This window comes from Streptomyces sp. CNP082 (assembly GCF_059570535.1).
Genome location: NZ_JCANSZ010000004.1, coordinates 138,997 through 154,691, shown reverse-complemented (window position 1 = coordinate 154,691; position 15,695 = coordinate 138,997). Strand labels below are relative to the sequence as shown.

Below are 15,695 nucleotides of genomic sequence, written 5' to 3'. Positions count from 1 at the left end.
CGCGGTTCCGGAGGGAGCCGGAAGGGCGACGTAAGCGCTGCGGCAGGGAGTGCGGTCGCGGAGCCCGACGCGCCCCTGCCCGACGGCACCCGGCCGCGCCGCAAGGGCGGCGGGGCGGCGGGGCGCATCCGCATCCCGGCCCCCCGCAGCCCGGCCCCCCGCAGCCGCCGCACCCACCGCAGACGCCCGGCTCACCGTGCCCGCCGCCGGCCCACCGTGTCACGCACGCCCCGGCCGGCCCCGGCCCGCGGCAGGCGCCCCGCGCCAGCACCATCGCCCCGCCGGCGCACCCACCGGCCTGGCTGCGGCCGGCCCCTAGCCCGCTGCCCCGGCGGAGCCGGATACGCGCCAGCCCGGGAGGAGTTCGTCCAGCAGCGCCTCCGTGCGCGGCGGCAGGCCGCGGGCGCCGTGGAGGGCCGCCGCGCGGTCGAGGAGGTCCGAGGCGGTGGCCTCCAGGCGGGCGGTCTCGCCGGTGGCGTGGACCGCGCGCAGCAGTTCGTTCCACAGCCGCTCGTCCGCCGGCGCGACGACCAGCGCCGCCTGCACCGCGGCGACCGCGCCGTCCGCCTGCCCCGACTCGCGGCGCAGCGCGGACAGCGTCAGGCCCGCGTCGGCGACGAGCAGCGGCAGTTGGGCCTCCACGATCTCGTTGGACAGCCACCCGTACCGCCCCTGCGGCCGGTCCGCGAGCAGCGGGCCCGCGGCCAGCGCCAGCGCGTCGTTCAGCAGCCGCTCGCGCGTCTGCGGGCTCGCCTGCCGGTCCGGGTCGGTCGCTTCGAGGTGCAGCGTGCGCAGCACGTCCCAGTCGGAGACGACGGACCTTGACAGCGCCAGCCGCCCGTCCGCGTCCGGCGCGAGCCGCGCGGCGCCCGAGGGATCCCGGCCCAGCCAGGTGACCAGCCGCTCGACGAAGGCGTCGCGCACGTCGTCCGTCACGCCCCGCGGCCACAGCGCGGCGGCGAGCACCTGCGGGTGCACGCCCTCGCGGTGGAACAGCAGCAGCGCCAGCGCCTCCCGCAGCAGCGGGCTGCGCTCGCCGTCGGGCTCGGCCAGGCCCGTGATCTCGTACGAGCCGAGCAGCCGCGCGTACACGGCGGGCCGGCCCTGCTCGGACAGGTCCACGGTGAAGCCGACGTCGCCGGCGGCGCGGGTGACGGAGATGCCGCGGCCGTCCGTGCCGCTGGTCGCCGGGCCCTCGAAGCCCACCTGGGAGAAGAGTTCCACCAGCGCGTCGTGCTGCTCCTGCGGCAGCCGCTGCGCCTCCAGCTCCAGGCCGAGCAGCGGGGCGCGCAGCCGCCCGTCGCGGGTGATCTCGAACTCCCAGGAGGCGCCGGCCAGTTGCTCCTGGCCCGTACCGACGAGGTAGCCGATGCCCAGCCGCGAGGAGCCGCCGGCGAGGTGCGCGAGCCGGTCGGCCTCGGCCGCGGTCGGCTCGGTGGCGACGATGACGAGGTGCGGCGCCCAGTGCGTACGGCCCGTCTGCCCGGCGCGGCCGGTGAGCACGCTGTCGTGTCCCGCGTTGCCGAGGGCGTTGGCGCGCTGGTCGGTCTCGGCCTCCATGACCTCCAGGAGCGCGGGAATGTCCTCCAGGTAGCGCACGCGCGTGGGCGCCAGCTCCGTCAGCCGCGCGCCGAAGCCGACGACGGTCACCGACATCCGGTCCGACCAGCCGTTGGTGGCCAGCTCCGCGGCGATCGACGAGAGCACCGCGAGCCGGTCCGCGGGGGCGCCCTTGACGGCGGCGATGCCGGGGACGGCCTCCAGGTTGAGCAGCAGCCGGGCCTCCTCGCGGGTGCCGAGGCTGGCCAGTCCGGGGTACGGGGCGGCGGCGGCCTCGTCGGGCTGCGGGTAGCTCTCGACGTCGGCGCGGTCGATGCGCCAGAACGTCTGGTCCTGTCCGGTACGCCACGGGGCGGGCGGTTCGCCGGCCACGCCGGCCAGTTGCAGGTACAGGTCGCTCTCGGTCAGCCAGGCGGCGTAGATCGTGGGCAGCGGGCGGGCGGCCTCGGTCAGCGCGGCGGACAGGCCGCGCAGCGCCCGGTCGAGGAAGCCCACGCCGCCGGGGTCGGCGCCCACCAGGAGCGCGTCGCGGGCCAGCGCGGCGCGGCCTTCCGGCTCCGCGCCCGTACGGCCGGCGCCGCCGGTGTGGAACGCCGCCTGCCACAGCGCCTGCCGGCGCCGCCGGCTGAGCGCGCCGAGCACCCCGGCGGCGAGCAGCGGCGCGCCGATGAGCACCCCCGGCAGACCGATGCCGCCGCCGTCGCCGTGCACCTCGGGGGCTGCCTGGTCACCGCCGCCGCCCTGGCGGTCGCCGCCGTCGCTCTCGCGGGTCGGGATCTGCTGGACCGACTGCTCGCCGCCGCGGTCGCCGGAGTCCCGGTCGACGGCGGGGGTGTCGGGCACGAGGCGGTCGCCGCGGCCGGAGGTGGCCTGGTCGCCGCCGCCCCCCGTGCCGCGCTCGTCGAGGGTGGGGCTGGACTTGTCGTAGTCGTCGATCTGCCGGGCCTCGGACTTCGACACCTCGTCGCGGTCCTCGGGCATCTCGACCAGGTCGCCGCCGTGCGCGTCGGCGGGCATCTCCATGATCCAGCCGGGCCGGATGAGGCTGGCCTGGCTGAGCTTGGAACCGTCGGGCTGTACGCGGTCCTTGTTGAGCTTGTAGATCTCGCCGTAGCGGCGGCCGTCGCCCAGGTGCCGCTCGGCTATCTCCCACAGCGAGTCGTGGTGGCGGCCCTCGGGCGGCTGGATGCGGTAGAACTTCGTGTCCCGCTGGGCCTGTTCGCGGGTGTCCTTGCTGACCTCGCCGCCGGCGCCCTGGCCCTCGGGGGCCTCGACGTCCACGGCGGGGCGGGCGGTGTCGACCTGCTCGCCCGGGGTCTGCTGGGCGGCGGCGACCGGCGGCTGGCTGGGCTGGTTGAGCTGGCCGAGGTCGGACAGGCCCGGCGCGAGGCTGGCGGCGCTGGCGGTGAGCAGCAGCACGGCGGCGACGAGCTGGCGGGCGAGCGCCTGGCTGGCGCCGGAGCCCGGCACCCGCCCCGGCATGCCGATCCCGGAGGCGGCGGCCTTGGCCTCGACGAGCACGCAGGCGGCGAACTGCGCCCAGGCGAGCCAGACGACGACCGCGAAGATCTTGACGAAGACGTCGGCGGTGATGTCCTCGTTGAGCATGTCGAGGGAGGGCGTGGAGTCGGGCAGCGGCCAGCCGACGAAGTAGGCGAGCGCGCCCGGCACGCCCACGATGAGCACCACGAGCGCGAGGAAGGCGAAGAACGCCCTGACGACATCGCCGAAGGTCCTGCGCCGGATGCGCACCGGTACCGGAGTCCTGTTCGCGCTGCTGCGTGCCATCGCTGGTCCTGAGCCCTCCCGGTCGGCGCGGCGCGGACCGCGTCCCCCACAGTGCGCGCGTATCGCGCGCAGGCCGCTGGGCGGCGTCCCCGTACTTGCCCACCTGACGTTACCTAAGGCGGTTTTGGGGGTCGAGCCCAGGCGGGTGACTGCATCGTCACGACCTCGTCACCGCTGCCGTGCAGCGTACGCCTGTGCCGTACGGGCCGGGCGGGGCGCGGCGAGGCCGCCGGGCCCGCCCCGCGCGCGGCGGTGCGGCCCGGCGGCCTCGCGTACGGGCAGCGCCCGCGCTCGGCCGGCTGTATCGGTCAGCAGTAACCGTCAGCAGAACGGGATGTGGTCCACGTTCTTGACCCAGCGGGCGGCGATGTAGCCGTTGTGGGACTTGATCTTGTACCAGAGGCTGTTGCCCCACACGTCCTGGCCGACGACCTTGCAGTCGATCCAGACGATCTCGCCGCGCGGGATGAAGCCCATCTTGTGGGAGTGGGTGGTGGGTTGGGAGCGGATCAGGACACCGGGCTTGGCGATCACCACGCCGCGCTGCTCGTGGCTCCAGTCGTCCCAGGTCTTCGTCGCGGGCGCGTGGTCCGGCGCGGTGGCCGCCACGGGGGCCGCGCCCAGCAGCCCCAGCGCCATGGCTCCCGCGGCGAGCGCGCCGGCGGTCTTCGTTCTCTTCAGCACAGATGCCCCTTGACAGTCGAGCGGAGTGAGGCGGTCGCCTCGGTCCGGTTTGTATGACTATCTGACCGATGTCCGGGGCAAGGCTCGTCGAAGAGGGGCTATTTCCCCCGATTGGCAGCGCAGCCTCCCGCGTACGGCCCTACGCCCCCCTGAGAAACCGCCCGGGGGCCGCCGGCGACCCGCCCCTACGCGGTCCGGGACGGGTCCGGGGCAGGCCGGACGGGCGCGGGCCTACGGCTCGCCGACCTCCGTGCGGGGCTCGGCGTGGGCGTTGCCCGTGGCCTCAAGGGGGCCGCTGAGGGCCAGGCCCGTCAGCAGCGGCCGGTAGCTGAGGACGATCTCGACCTCGACGAACTCGGCCGTGGCGTCCGTGCACGTCGCGGACTCGACCTCGCCGTTGTGGACCGTCACATGGGACATGAACTCCTGGACCCGGGCGTCGCAGTTCTCGTGCCGGATCGGGGCCTCCAGCTCGGTCTGGCCCTCGTACAGCGCGTCCTTGTCGGTGTCCTGCGCCGCGTACCGCGCCGCCTGCTCCGCGATGTCCGCGGCCCGCTCGCGCTGCGAGATCGCCAGGCCGCCGTCGACCACGAACGCGGCCAGCGCCATGAACAGGAACGCGAAGATGATGACCGCGCCCGCGCCGGAGCCCCGGTCGTCGAGCCGGTCCGCCCGCCGGGCCAGGCCGGCGCGCAGCCGGCCGGCCAGGGCGCGTACGCCCGTCATGCCGCCCTCCGGTACGGGTCGAGCGGCGCGGACGACGAGCCCGTCATCCGCGGGTCGATGTCCAGGCCCAGCATCCCCAGGCCCTTCACCTTGCAGCTCACCTCCACGGTGATGACGTTGCTGGCCTCGCCCGGCTCCGGCGGCGAGAAGTCCCCCGACAGGTCCACGTCCACCGGGCCCGTGCACACGTCGCCCTCCAACTGCGCCTCCGCCGCCCGCTGCGCGGCCGACTGCGCCTCGCCCACGGTGCGCTGCAGGGACGCGGCCCGCACCGCGTCGCGTGCCGCGCCGTCGACACCCCCGCGGCCGTCGACCAACTGGCCGAAGGCCACCAGGACGAGGATGAACAGGAACATCACCGGGGCGAGGATCACCACCTCGATGGTCGTCACCCCCCGGTCGGAGTACAGGTCCCGGCGCTCCCCCGGCTCCCCGGTCCCGTTCTCCCCCCGGTCGCCGTGCGCCTTGCTCACCGCGCTCCCAGCGCTCCCAGCCATGTGTCCCCCGTCCCCCGTCAACCCAGATCCGGTACGAACCGCTCGATCGGACCCTCCGACTCCGCCCGCGCCGTGAGGTCGATGAACGGGAAGACGTTGACCACGCCGCCCTCCACCGACACCCCGACCCGGTCGCCGTCGGACTGGTAGGCGTCGATGTCCGGGCTCGTGAGCAGCTTCGGGCCGACGGTGTCCAGCCGCTCCTGCGCCTCCGCCCGCGCCAGGCCCTGCCACGCGCCCGGGTTCGACTCCGCGGTCCTGCGTGCCTCGCGCGCCCCCGCCTGCGCGGTGGCCTGCGCGACGTGGTCGGCGAAGAAGTACAGCCCGAACTGCACGGTGGCGAAGATCATGAAGTACAGCACCGGGGTGAGCAGCACGAACTCGATCGCGGTCATGCCGCGGTCACCTCCGCCCCTGCCGTGCCCCCCGCCACCCGGGCCCGTGTCACCGCCGCCGCCGTCGCCGCGGCAGGCGTCGAGCCTGCGCCGCAGCCACGGCGGTGCCTGCGGCCGCGCTGTCATCGCCATGGTCGTCAACCCACCCCGTCGGCCGATGGCTCAGCAGCCGTCCGCGCCGGCGTTCTGGATGCAGTCCTCCACATCGGACGCGCCATCGCTCAGTGCGCGGTTGATGATGACGGCGACCGCGCTGACGATCGCCACCACGATGGCGGAGATGATCACCCATTCCACGGCGGAGGCGCCGCGGTCCAGTTCGCCTGAGCGGGCGCGCTCCACGCGACCGCGCAGGAAGGTGACCAGGAAGTCGATGGCCGGATGGCCGGTGCTGGTGAAGCGGTTCTTCATGACGTTCTTACGTCCTCTCTGCGTAGTGGGGGATGACTCAGACCTGCAACACGCGGATCGCCGCGGGATAGACCAGGAAGACCAGGAACCCGGCGCACAGCAGCAACTGTGCGACGAGCATGGACTGCGACTTCTCGCCTGCCGCCCCCTCTATTTCGGCAAGCTCGCGGTGCCTCATGGTCTCCGCCCTGGACGCCAGCGACTCGCGCACCTTCGCGCCGTCGTCGGAGACCAGCGCCAGCGACGCCGAGAGGTCCTTCAGCTCTTCGATCCCCAGCTCGTCGCCGAGATTGCCGAGCGCCTGCCACTGGCTGGTGCCGGTGATACGGGCGTCGGCAAGTGCGTTGCGCACCCTGCGCAGGGCCCAGCCGTCGCTGATGTCGGCCGCGGCCATCAGGGCCTCGGGCAGGCCGCGCCCGCCCGCCAGGTTCATGGCCACCAGGTCCAGGTACGCGCCCACGACGCGGCGCAGGTCCTTGCGCTTGTCGGCGGCGTCCCTGCGTACCTCCAGGTCGGGCAGGAGGAAGAAGAGCAGGGCGGCGACCAGCGCCAGCCAGACCGGGATGACCGGGTTCAGGCCGAAGCCGGCCACCGAGATCAGCGCGTACACGCCGGGGCCGAAGATCAGCCCCACCGCGGACAGCAGCACCTTCGTCGCCAGGAAGCTCTCCCAGGAGCGGTCCAGCACCGCCAGGTCGGAGCGGAGCGAGCGCTGCTCCCAGCCCTGCCGCAGATAGAACTCCGCGGCCCGCTCCCCCACCTGCGCGCGCAGGCCCCCGAAACGGCCCTCCTCCTGCTGCTGCGGCGAGGACGTGGTCGTCCGGCCGGAGCCGCGGGCGCGCAGCGCGTCGACCCGCGCGACCGTGGCGACCGCGCCGCGGCGGCCGGGCGCGATGGCCCGTACGAGCAGGTAGATGCCCAGGCCCAGCACCGCGCCGATGACGACGGAGTACGTCAGTGTGTCCGCACCCTGAAACTCCATCAGGAGACCTCCTCACGCGGCCGGACGAAGGCGACCTGCTGCGGCTGCTGCTTCGCGCCCGCCAGGAAACGCTCCGGCGTCTCGATCGTCGACAGCTTGCGCAGCCACCAGAAGCCGGCCGCGAACAGGCCGCAGACGCAGGCCAGGACCGCCTGCCCGACCGGTGAGCCGTACGGCTCGACGAAGCCGCGGTTGAAGACGGACAGGCCGAGCACGAACGCCACCGAGACGCTGACGACGATCTGCACGCTGCGCCGCGTCGAGGCGCGCTGCGCCATCACGCGCTGGCGCATGTCGACCTCCTCGCGCGCCGACTTCGCCAGCGCGCCCAGCACCTCGCGCAGACCGGGGCCGCGCAGCCGGGCGTTGAGGATCAGGGCCGCGATGATCAGGTCGGCGGAGGCGTCGTCGAGGTCGTCGGCGAGGTGCTGCAGGGCGTCCGGCAGCGGCGTACGGGAACGCAGCCGGTCGACCATCGCGTCCAGGTGGGGCCGCAGCGCGGGCGCCGAGGCCCGGGCGGACGCCGGAATGGCCTGCTCCAGGCCGACCGCGCCGGCGATCGTGTCGCGCAGCGACTCCGTCCACTGGGCCAGCGCCTCGACCCGCTTCATCGCGATCCGCTCGGCGGACGCGCCGCCGAAGAGCTTGTCCCAGAACGCCACCAGCACGCCCGTGGCCAGGCCCGCGACCGGCCAGCGGGTCAGCAGCAGCACCAGCAGCCCGGCGACCGCCGCGAGCGTCGCCCGCTGGCTGGCGAACCGCACCAGCTCCCCGGCCCGTTCGCCCTGCTGATCCTTCTCGTGCTGCGGCTTCGCCGGCAGCCCGCGGAGCGCGACGACGAGCAGCGCGACTCCGCCGCCGAGCACCGCGCCGGCGAGCAGCCCGTAGGCCATCGTCACGGAGAAGACCGAGCCGTTCATGTGCCGTTACCTCCAATCTCCGCTGGGCTGGTAGCCGAAGGGCATCAGCTCGTCGATGCAGTTGATCGGCGCGTGCGGGTGCAGCAGGCCGTCCGGGCCCTCCTTGAAGACCTCGGACGACATCACGCGGCCGTCCACGCCGTTGACCTCGCGCACCGAGGTGACCATGCGCTGGAGGCCGCCGCCCTGGTGGTAGAGGTTGCGCCGCTCGATGAAGACGACGAAGTCGATGGCGCCGGCGACCAGCATCTGGCTGGCCTCCACCGGCAGCCGCTCGCTGGCCTGGAGGGCGTACGTCGAGATGCGGTTGAACACCTCGGAGGAGCTGTTGGCGTGGATCGTGGACAGCGAGCCGTCGTTGCCCTGCGACATCGCGTTCAGCATGGTGACGATCTCGTCGCCGAGCACCTCGCCGACGATGACGCGGGACGGGTTCATACGCAGCGACCGGCGCACCAGCTCGGCCATCGTGATGGCGCCGTGGCCCTCGGAGTTGGGCAGCCGCTCCTCGAACGCGACCACGTTGGGGTGCAGGTCGGGGAACTGGTCGAGCCCCAGCTCCAGCGCGCGCTCCACGGTGATCAGGCGCTCGGGGGCGGGGATCTCGTTGGCCAGCGCGCGCAGCAGCGTCGTCTTCCCGGCGTTGGTGGCACCGGCGATCATGACGTTCTTACGGGCCCGTACCGCGCAGGTCAGGAAGGAGCCCAGCTCCGGGGTGATCGTGGCGTTGCCGATCAGGTCGGGCAGGAACACCTTGCCGAGGCGGGCGCGGCGGATGGACAGCGCCGGGCGGCGGGTGACGTCCATGACCGCCGAGAGCCGGGAGCCGTCGGGCAGGCGCAGGTCGAGCTGCGGGTTGGCGGAGTCGAAGGGGCGGGAGGACAGGCCGGAGTAGGCGCCGAGTATCTGGATCAGCTCGACGAGTTCCTCGTCGCTCTCGGCTACCGGGTCGACCTTCTCCTCGCGGCCGTCGGCGTAGCCGACGAAGACCTGGTCGTAGCCGTTGATGTCGATGTTCTCGACTTCGGAGTTGTCCAGCAGCGGCTGCAGCCGGCCGACGCCGAAGAGGGCGGCGTGCACGGCCGCGGCGTACGCCTCCTCGGTCTCGGCGTCCAGCGGCGTACGGCCGTAGTTGATCTCGGAGCGGGCGTAGTCCTCCAGGATCTGCGCGATGACGGCGCGGGCGAAGTGCCGCTCGTCCTCGGCGGACATGGGGGTGACGGCCGCGAGCTGGTCCTCGTGGCGCTGACGGGCTATGCGGTCGCCGGCTTCCTGGCGGAAGCGTTTGACGAGGCCGTGGTCTACTGCGGGTCCGCTGCTCATCGGGCGGCTCCATGGCGGGGGCCGGGGCCCTGCGTGGTGCCGGGGCCGGGGGTGGCGCCGGGGGCGCCGTAGGCCGGGTGCTGGCCGGGGGCGCCGGGCTGACCGGGCTGGGCCGGGACGGCGGGGGCGCCGGGCTGGCCGGGGGCCGGGGGCTGCTGGCCGTAGGGTTGTTGAGCCGGCTGACCGGGCTGGCCCGGTTGCTGGGGTACGGCGCCCGCGCCCTGGCCCGCGGCGCCGCCGTACGGTGCCTGCGGCACCCCGCCGTCGTACGGCGGCTGCGGCGGGCCCGCGGACGCCGGGCCGGCCAGCAGCGAGTTGCCGAAGCTCTGGTGCAGATCGCCGGCGACCTTGCGGATGGACCGTACGAGCATCGACTTCTCCGCGCGCCCGCGCCGCCGCCCGGCCAACTGCTCGGCGCCCGCGGCGTCGTCCGCGATGGCCCCGAGCACCCGGGCGCCCGACTGCGACGCCGTGAGCATGTCGTTGACCTGCCCGGCGACCTTCGCGGCGCCCGACGGGTCGGTGATCAGCAGCACGCCGATCAGCGGCGTGCCCAGCGCCGCGGCGCCGCGCTGCGTGCCGTGCAGCCGCGCGGACAGGGACGACGCCCGGTCCCGTACCCGCGCGATCTGCTCGGGCAGCGCGCGGGCCACCAGCAGCACCAGCGCGGCGTGCGAGAACAGCTCGATGGTGCCGGAGTCCGCGCCTACGCGACCGCAGTCCGCGATCACGTCCGCGCCGCCGTGCGGCGACTCGGCGAGTGCACCGAACGCCCGGCCCAGCGTGGGCCAGAGGCGGGTGAGGCCGGCGGACTGGTCGGAGTTGCCGAGGCCGACGATGACGTCGAGCCCGCCGGACATCGGCTGGGCGTGGTCCCACAACTGCTCCGCGGCGATCCCCCGGCGGGCGGTGGCGGCCAGCGACAGCATGCCGGTGTTCGGGTCGAGTGAGTTGCCGTTCTGCCCGACCGAGCGGTAGACGAGGTCGCCGCCGGCCGGGTCGGCCTCGGCGAGCAGCGCACGCCGGGGCCAGACGGCGGCCAGCGCGACGGCGGTCGTCGTCACGCCGGGCGCGCCCTTGTCTGCCGCGACTGCGATCAGCGCCATGGTGAGTTCCCTCGCTCCCGTGAAGACCTGTGCCGACGTTCAGCTGTCGCTGGATACGAGAGTCAGGCCGACTTCCTTCTCGGACGCCGCCGCCACGAGGGAGCCGGCCTGAGTCTTGTCGACGAGGAGGTTGACGGTGACGGATCCGCTGGTGACCGTGCCCTCGTCGCCGTGGCTGATGCTCTGCACCTTGACGCCCTCGGCGAGCACGTCGCCACTTGAGACGGCACCGGAGGAGCCGGTGCCGGAGTCGCCGGTGTCCGAGGTGGTCGGGGCGTCGCCGACGAAGTAGGCGTCCACGCGCGCGCCGTCGACCAGGCCGCCGGGCATCGAGCCGGACTCCATGGTCACGCCGACCACGGTCTGGCCCGCCTTGAGGCCCTTGCCCTCCTGGATCATCTCCGGGACCAGGACGCTGCCGGGGACGAGGTCGGTGGTGGCGTAGAAGTCGGCGAGCTGGCTGCGCTGGTCCCAGCGGATGTACGGAACGTCGCTGTCCTTCGGCATCATCACCTGCTCGACGTCGCCGTCGGTGATGCCTTCGCCCGCGGGGACCCGGTCGGAGATCTGCACGGCGGCCACCTGGTTGCCGGCGCGCAGCACGAGCACCGCCGTGCCCAACGCGCCCGCGAGGATGAGCAGCACGGCCAGCGCCGCCAGGGCGGGTTTGCGTTCGCGAGGAGCAAACGGCAGTCTGTCGCCGGACTGCGGAGCGGGGGCGGCCGACCTGCCGCCCGCGGCTGCCGTGCGTTCCCTGGTCTTCACGGAATCACCCCGTAACTCGCCGTTTCCTGGCCGAAATTCCCCTACCTGATCGGCCGAGAACGCCGCAACAGGTTGTCAAGCCATCGAACCGTAGCAGTAGCCTAAACCCCCCTCAACCCGCGCTGGGCAACGAGAGCGTCACAGCCCATCGACAGTTCCGATAGCTGAGACGACAACCTTGTCCAGGCCGCAAATCAGCAGCTTGCAGGGGCGCGTGGGGCCTGCCCCGGCGGGTGTGCACGGCGCCGCGCGCGCCGGTGGCGGGGTCGGCGGGGGGCGTTGGCGGGGTGCTCTGTGACAGCCGAGTGGGCCGGGTATTGGCGAATCAGGATATGTGCACTCGCCAACTCGCCGAATGGAGAGAATTCTACGGGCGCCGGGGTGCGATTAGGGATGTCGGCGGTCGTCGCTGTGATCCCGGCGGGAAAGAGCGGTACGCATGCGACGGCCGTGCGGCGGCGGGTGCGCGGCGGTTCCGGGAGCGCCGGGGGACGGCTGCGTTCGCGGGGTTCGCGGGGTTCGCGGGGTTCGCGGGGTTCGCGGGGTTCGCGGGGGTATCCGTGTGCGCCGCCCCGCGCGTCGGGTCAGCCCCGGGCGCCTGCCGGCGGCCACGTCACCCCGGCCTGCGCCAGCCGCGTGCGGTACCGGCGGTTCTGCCGGCGCATGATCGCCGACGCCAGCCACAGGTACAGCCACCACACCGCCGCGATCCCGCCCGCCACCGCCAACGGCACCGGGCGCAGGGTGCCGTTGACCGCGAGTGCGATGAACACGCCCAGGGGCACCGCCACCGCGAGCATCCGGAGCCGCCCGCGGCGCGACGTGCCGTACAGGTCCACCATGATCCGCGCGTGCAGCAGGTCCACCTCCTGCCGCGCCTCCGGCAGCGGCGCCGGGTTGCTGCCGGAGGTGAGGCCCGGGAGCGGGCCGCCCAGGGGGGCGTCCGGGTAGCGGGAGCGCGTGCGGGTCGCGCGTTCCGCGGCGTCCGGGAGGCGGCGGAAGGCGAAGACGGGGTGGCTGCGGCTCGCGCTGTGGTCGGGGGAGAGGCCGGCGTAGCGGTATCCGTACTGTTCAGCGAGGTAGGCGAAGGCTGCGAACGTCCGCCGGGAGTTCCAGGGGTTGATCGTCGTGTACGTCCCGGCGCCCTGCTCTCCCGCCTTCAGCAGCGCCCGGAGCTGGGACCGGGGCTGGGGCCGCAGTGCCATAACCGTCCTCTGTGTGGAACCGTGCACACCCTATTCCGCCTCTATCATGCAGTGGCGGGGCGTTCCGCAGGACGGCAGCTTCAGCATTCGGGGGATTCGTGTCATTTCTGAGGTTCTTCCACGACGACGTCATGGCGATGGCCAGGACGCTCGAATCCAGCGGGGACCGCATGAAGGAGTCCTCGAAGAAGATCGCCGACACCGACGCGAGCCTGGTCGGCCACGGCGAGCTGCGGTCGGCGTGCGACGACTTCGCGGACTCGTGGAACTACGGCTTCGGCCAGCTCTCCAAACTGACCAAGGGTGTCTCCCAGTTCGTCGTCACGGCGGCGGACGAGCTGGAGAAGCTGGACAAGAAGCTCCACGACGAGCTGCAGAAGGCGGGGGAGAAGTGACGCGCCCGGAGGACTTCCCGAACCTGGGGTTCGACCCCGCGCCCGGCGACCTCGACACCGTACGCCGCCTCGTCACCGCCATCGGCACGGTCACCGGCCAGAGCGGGACGGCGCAGTCCCAGCTCAGCCGCATCGGAGAGACGGACGGGATATGGGTCGGCAAGGCGGCCAACGCCTTCAGCGACTCCGTCTCCGAGATCCCCCCGTACCTGGACAAGGCCCTCAACTCCCTGAACGCCGCACACCGTGCGCTGTCGTCGTGGGAAACGAGCCTGACGGGGTATCAGAGCCGCGCCCGCAAGCTGGAGCTGGAGGCCGAGGCCGCCGCGGGGCGGGTCGGCTCGGCGCAGCGCGCCCTGGACGGGCTGCCGGACGACACCGAGGGGATGACCGACAAGGAGAAGGAAGAACACAAGGAGAACAAGAAGGGCAAGACCGCGTCGTACGACGCCGCCGCGGCCGAGCTGGAGGCGATACGCGGCCGGGCGCGCACGCTGAACGAAGAGTTCAACGGTGACGCCGAGACGGCCGCGCGGCAGATCAAGAATGCGGCGGACGACGCGCCGCCGGAGCCCAACTGGTTCGAGAAGCGCCTGGACGACCTCGGGAACCTCCTCGAAGCCGCGTGGGACACGATCACCGACCCGAACTTCTGGAAGCTCATCGGCGACATCCTCGCCGACGTCGCCATGGTCATCGGCGTCATCTGCCTGCTGGCCATGCCGTTCGGCGGCATCGCGGGGCTGGCCCTGATCGGCCTGTGGGTCGGCGCGGGCGCCTTCGCGGCGCACGCGATCGCGCTGGCCGGCGGCGCCGAGGGCATGACCTGGCAGACGCTGGCCTGGGACGCGGCCGGGGTGCTGGCCGGCGGCATCGGCCTCGCCGGGTCGCGGCTCGCGCAGTCCGGCCGGGCGCTGGTCCAGGCCGGGCGGAACCTGCGCGCCACCCAGGGGTTCGCCGCCACGCTGGGCCGGGTCGGCCCCGGCAACTGGGGCAACCTCGCCCGCCTTCCCAGCGGCGTGGCCAACTCGATGCGCGGCTTCGCCATGTCGGGCCAGGGGTGGATGAACGTGGCCACGGGCAACCTCGTCGACTGGTCGGCCACCATCGCCGGCGCGGGGTTCGCCATCGGCTCCAACATCAACCCCGGGCGCTGGACCGACGGCGACTGGAACGTCGCCGACATCCCGGTGGTCGGGCCGATCGCGGCGCTGGCCGACTACCGTCCGCCGGAGCCCGACGTGGTCGCGCCCGGTCCGCTGCCGCCCCAGGTCGACCCGCCCACGATGCTGGCGTCGGCGGGCGACAGCTTCACCCGCGGGCTCAGCCCCTCGCAGCTGGGCACGGCGGCATGACGGCGGCGGCCGGGCGGACCGAAGGCGCCCGCAAGGTCCCGTACGCCTTCAGCTACCGGGTACCGGACGAGTTCGTGCGCCTGCCCGAGAGCGACACGCTCGCGGGCTGGGACGAGGCGCTGGGGCGGCTGCTGCCGGACGCGAACGAGGAGGAGCTGGCTTCTGCCGGGCTGCAGATGCGCCGGTTTCTGCCCATGCTGGCCGAGGGGGGCGAGACGACCATCCTCACCGCCATGTGCATCGGGACCGAGGACGTGGCGGGCGAGGAACGGCTCTCCATGGGGCTGCTCGCCGTCTCCGCCCGGCCCAGCGACCACGACGACCAGCTCATGGCCGCGGAGGGGATCTTCCGCGGCAAGGAGCAGAAGTTCTTCGCCGGGGAGAAGGAACCGGTGGAGCTGGACTACGAGTTGGGCAAGGGGCTGCAGGGCAAGCAGGACATGCTGCTGGCGGTGAAGCTGCCCGGCGGGCCCGGGGTCATGTCGGCGTCGCTGCGGTCGCTGACCCTGCCCGGGGACGGGGCGGATGGCGGGGCGGAGGGCGGGGCGCCGATGATCCCGTTCGCGTCGCTCCAACTGATCGTGCCTGCGCCGCGCGGCTACTGCGCGTACGTCACGATCGCCACGCCGTCCGTCTTCCTGCTGGACTCCTACTGCATGCGGCTCGCGCACATCGGGCGTACCTTCGGCTTCGACGTGCCCGGGGCAGACGCCGCCGGCACCGCCGGCGGCGAGTAGGCCCGGGGCGCCGGGGGCCAGGCGGCTACTTGTTGCCGCCTCCCACCTGGCTCTCCTCCGTCTTCGTGCCCTTCTGGAGTTCCTTCTCCAGGTCGACGTCCACCTTGTGCGCCTCGCGCACCACGGTGTCGGACATCTCCGCCAGGCTCGTCAACTGGTCGTCGATATCGCCGCGGCCGTCTTTCCAGCCGGACTCGAAGTCCTCCAGCTTGTCGACCACGCCGCCGTCCCCGATGTCGTCGCGGTACGACTCGAAGGTGGCCTTCGTGCGGTTCATCCGGTTCTTGATGCTGCGCAGCCGCCCACCGAAGCCGTCGAGTTCACTGAGCGGAATCGCCAGCCTGTCGCCATCGTTGCCCATGAGCTTCTCCCCCAGTCACTGCAGAGCGGGGCGCCGCCGCACCGAATACGATGCCACGGCGCCCCGGCCAAGCGAAACGAACCGAACCGAATCGCGGAGGTCAGCCCTTGAGGCCCTTCTCCAGCTCGGAGTCCAGGTTCTCGAAGGCGTCCGCGGCGGACTTCAGGAAGTCGCCCATTCCCTCAAGGCCCTCGATGGTCTTTTTCGCACCGGTGGTGAACTCGTCGAAGGACTGGTCGAACTGCTTCGAGGACCGACCGGTCACGTAGCCGTCGCTCACCAGGCTCTGGATGTACTTGCGAAGGTCATCCAGCTTGCGGTCGATGTCCTGCCGCTCATCCTTGAGTCGCTTGGCAGCATCCCGCATGTCCTGATATGTAACATCGACATCGGCCTTGCCCATGGCAGCTACCCTCCCGTATTTCTCATCGTCGCGAGGGCCCTCCCCGAGACGTCAGTCGTGCATTGTGCGTATCTCGCCACCG

General features: G+C 72.9%; 17 protein-coding genes. 3 read left to right on the top strand and 14 right to left on the bottom strand.

All coding sequences use genetic code 11. From position 1 onward, the window contains the following. Window positions 1–315: 315 nt before the first annotated feature. The 12 genes from B124_RS05040 to B124_RS04985 all read right to left on the bottom strand — a co-directional run bounded on the left by B124_RS05040 (window position 316) and on the right by B124_RS04985 (window position 12,362). Window positions 316–3,348 (bottom strand): LysM peptidoglycan-binding domain-containing protein, encoded by a 3,033-nt coding sequence (locus B124_RS05040; protein WP_496501411.1) that lies wholly within the window; start codon window positions 3,346–3,348, stop codon window positions 316–318. Between the two features lie 321 nt (window positions 3,349–3,669). Beyond that, complete coding sequence (locus B124_RS05035) at window positions 3,670–4,032, bottom strand: SH3 domain-containing protein (RefSeq protein WP_496501410.1); 363 nt, start codon at window positions 4,030–4,032, stop codon at window positions 3,670–3,672. A 231-nt stretch (window positions 4,033–4,263) separates the two neighbouring features. Next, window positions 4,264–4,758, bottom strand: a complete 495-nt coding sequence (locus B124_RS05030) for a TadE/TadG family type IV pilus assembly protein (RefSeq protein ID WP_496501409.1) — start codon at window positions 4,756–4,758, stop codon at window positions 4,264–4,266. Next, the gene (locus tag B124_RS05025) at window positions 4,755–5,150 is read right to left on the bottom strand and encodes a TadE family protein (RefSeq protein WP_496501557.1); all 396 of its coding nucleotides are present in this window, start codon (window positions 5,148–5,150) and stop codon (window positions 4,755–4,757) included. Before B124_RS05025 ends, B124_RS05030 begins: the two co-directional genes overlap by 4 nt. Before the next feature lie 122 nt (window positions 5,151–5,272). Beyond that, complete coding sequence (locus tag B124_RS05020) at window positions 5,273–5,782, bottom strand: TadE family protein (protein WP_496501408.1); 510 nt, start codon at window positions 5,780–5,782, stop codon at window positions 5,273–5,275. A 30-nt stretch (window positions 5,783–5,812) separates the two neighbouring features. Then, entirely contained in the window at window positions 5,813–6,061 is a 249-nt protein-coding gene (locus B124_RS05015; RefSeq protein WP_496501407.1) for a hypothetical protein, read from the bottom strand. 37 nt (window positions 6,062–6,098) lie between these two features. After that, on the bottom strand, window positions 6,099–7,043 hold the full coding sequence (locus tag B124_RS05010) for a type II secretion system F family protein (RefSeq protein ID WP_496501406.1): 945 nt from the start codon (window positions 7,041–7,043) through the stop codon (window positions 6,099–6,101). Beyond that, window positions 7,043–7,963: a type II secretion system F family protein gene (locus B124_RS05005; RefSeq protein ID WP_496501405.1), complete on the bottom strand. Its 921-nt coding sequence runs from the start codon at window positions 7,961–7,963 to the stop codon at window positions 7,043–7,045. Before B124_RS05005 ends, B124_RS05010 begins: the two co-directional genes overlap by 1 nt. 6 nt (window positions 7,964–7,969) lie before the next feature. Further along, window positions 7,970–9,286: a TadA family conjugal transfer-associated ATPase gene (locus B124_RS05000; protein WP_496501404.1), complete on the bottom strand. Its 1,317-nt coding sequence runs from the start codon at window positions 9,284–9,286 to the stop codon at window positions 7,970–7,972. Further along, window positions 9,283–10,392, bottom strand: a complete 1,110-nt coding sequence (locus B124_RS04995) for a hypothetical protein (RefSeq protein WP_496501403.1) — start codon at window positions 10,390–10,392, stop codon at window positions 9,283–9,285. Before B124_RS04995 ends, B124_RS05000 begins: the two co-directional genes overlap by 4 nt. Window positions 10,393–10,431: 39 nt before the next feature. Beyond that, window positions 10,432–11,157, bottom strand: a complete 726-nt coding sequence (locus B124_RS04990; protein WP_496501402.1) for a CpaB family protein — start codon at window positions 11,155–11,157, stop codon at window positions 10,432–10,434. A 584-nt stretch (window positions 11,158–11,741) separates the two neighbouring features. Continuing rightward, window positions 11,742–12,362, bottom strand: coding sequence for a hypothetical protein (locus B124_RS04985; protein ID WP_496501401.1), 621 nt, complete (start codon window positions 12,360–12,362; stop codon window positions 11,742–11,744). Between the two features lie 98 nt (window positions 12,363–12,460). On the opposite strand from B124_RS04985, the gene B124_RS04980 reads away from it, so the two are divergent. The 3 genes from B124_RS04980 to B124_RS04970 are packed head-to-tail and all read left to right on the top strand — an operon-like array spanning window position 12,461 to window position 14,849. Then, the gene (locus B124_RS04980) at window positions 12,461–12,757 is read left to right on the top strand and encodes a hypothetical protein (protein WP_496501400.1); all 297 of its coding nucleotides are present in this window, start codon (window positions 12,461–12,463) and stop codon (window positions 12,755–12,757) included. Next, window positions 12,754–14,112 (top strand): putative T7SS-secreted protein, encoded by a 1,359-nt coding sequence (locus B124_RS04975; protein ID WP_496501399.1) that lies wholly within the window; start codon window positions 12,754–12,756, stop codon window positions 14,110–14,112. Before B124_RS04980 ends, B124_RS04975 begins: the two co-directional genes overlap by 4 nt. Continuing rightward, window positions 14,109–14,849 carry a hypothetical protein gene (locus tag B124_RS04970; RefSeq protein ID WP_496501398.1) on the top strand — a complete coding sequence of 247 codons (741 nt, stop codon included), beginning with the start codon at window positions 14,109–14,111 and terminating at the stop codon, window positions 14,847–14,849. Before B124_RS04975 ends, B124_RS04970 begins: the two co-directional genes overlap by 4 nt. Window positions 14,850–14,874: 25 nt before the next feature. Here B124_RS04970 and B124_RS04965 read toward each other — a convergent pair whose 3' ends face one another. Together B124_RS04965 and B124_RS04960 are read right to left on the bottom strand one after the other, a co-directional pair. Continuing rightward, a complete protein-coding gene (locus tag B124_RS04965) occupies window positions 14,875–15,210 on the bottom strand; it encodes a hypothetical protein (protein ID WP_496501397.1) in 336 nt (111 codons plus the stop codon). A gap of 100 nt (window positions 15,211–15,310) precedes the next feature. Further along, entirely contained in the window at window positions 15,311–15,613 is a 303-nt protein-coding gene (locus tag B124_RS04960) for a WXG100 family type VII secretion target (RefSeq protein WP_027770582.1), read from the bottom strand. Between the last annotated feature and the right edge of the window lie 82 nt (window positions 15,614–15,695).

Bases quoted from the DNA above. Each gene is read 5' to 3' on its own strand.
- B124_RS05015 (WP_496501407.1), bottom strand. From the start codon at position 6,061: ATGAAGAACCGCTTCACCAGCACCGGCCATCCGGCCATCGACTTCCTG.
- B124_RS05005 (WP_496501405.1), bottom strand. From the start codon at position 7,963: ATGAACGGCTCGGTCTTCTCCGTGACGATGGCCTACGGGCTGCTCGCC.
- B124_RS05030 (WP_496501409.1), bottom strand. From the start codon at position 4,758: ATGACGGGCGTACGCGCCCTGGCCGGCCGGCTGCGCGCCGGCCTGGCC.
- B124_RS04995 (WP_496501403.1), bottom strand. From the start codon at position 10,392: ATGGCGCTGATCGCAGTCGCGGCAGACAAGGGCGCGCCCGGCGTGACG.
- B124_RS05040 (WP_496501411.1), bottom strand. From the start codon at position 3,348: ATGGCACGCAGCAGCGCGAACAGGACTCCGGTACCGGTGCGCATCCGG.
- B124_RS04965 (WP_496501397.1), bottom strand. From the start codon at position 15,210: ATGGGCAACGATGGCGACAGGCTGGCGATTCCGCTCAGTGAACTCGAC.
- B124_RS04960 (WP_027770582.1), bottom strand. From the start codon at position 15,613: ATGGGCAAGGCCGATGTCGATGTTACATATCAGGACATGCGGGATGCT.
- B124_RS05010 (WP_496501406.1), bottom strand. From the start codon at position 7,043: ATGGAGTTTCAGGGTGCGGACACACTGACGTACTCCGTCGTCATCGGC.
- B124_RS04985 (WP_496501401.1), bottom strand. From the start codon at position 12,362: ATGGCACTGCGGCCCCAGCCCCGGTCCCAGCTCCGGGCGCTGCTGAAG.
- B124_RS05020 (WP_496501408.1), bottom strand. From the start codon at position 5,782: ATGGCGATGACAGCGCGGCCGCAGGCACCGCCGTGGCTGCGGCGCAGG.
- B124_RS05000 (WP_496501404.1), bottom strand. From the start codon at position 9,286: ATGAGCAGCGGACCCGCAGTAGACCACGGCCTCGTCAAACGCTTCCGC.
- B124_RS04970 (WP_496501398.1), top strand. From the start codon at position 14,109: ATGACGGCGGCGGCCGGGCGGACCGAAGGCGCCCGCAAGGTCCCGTAC.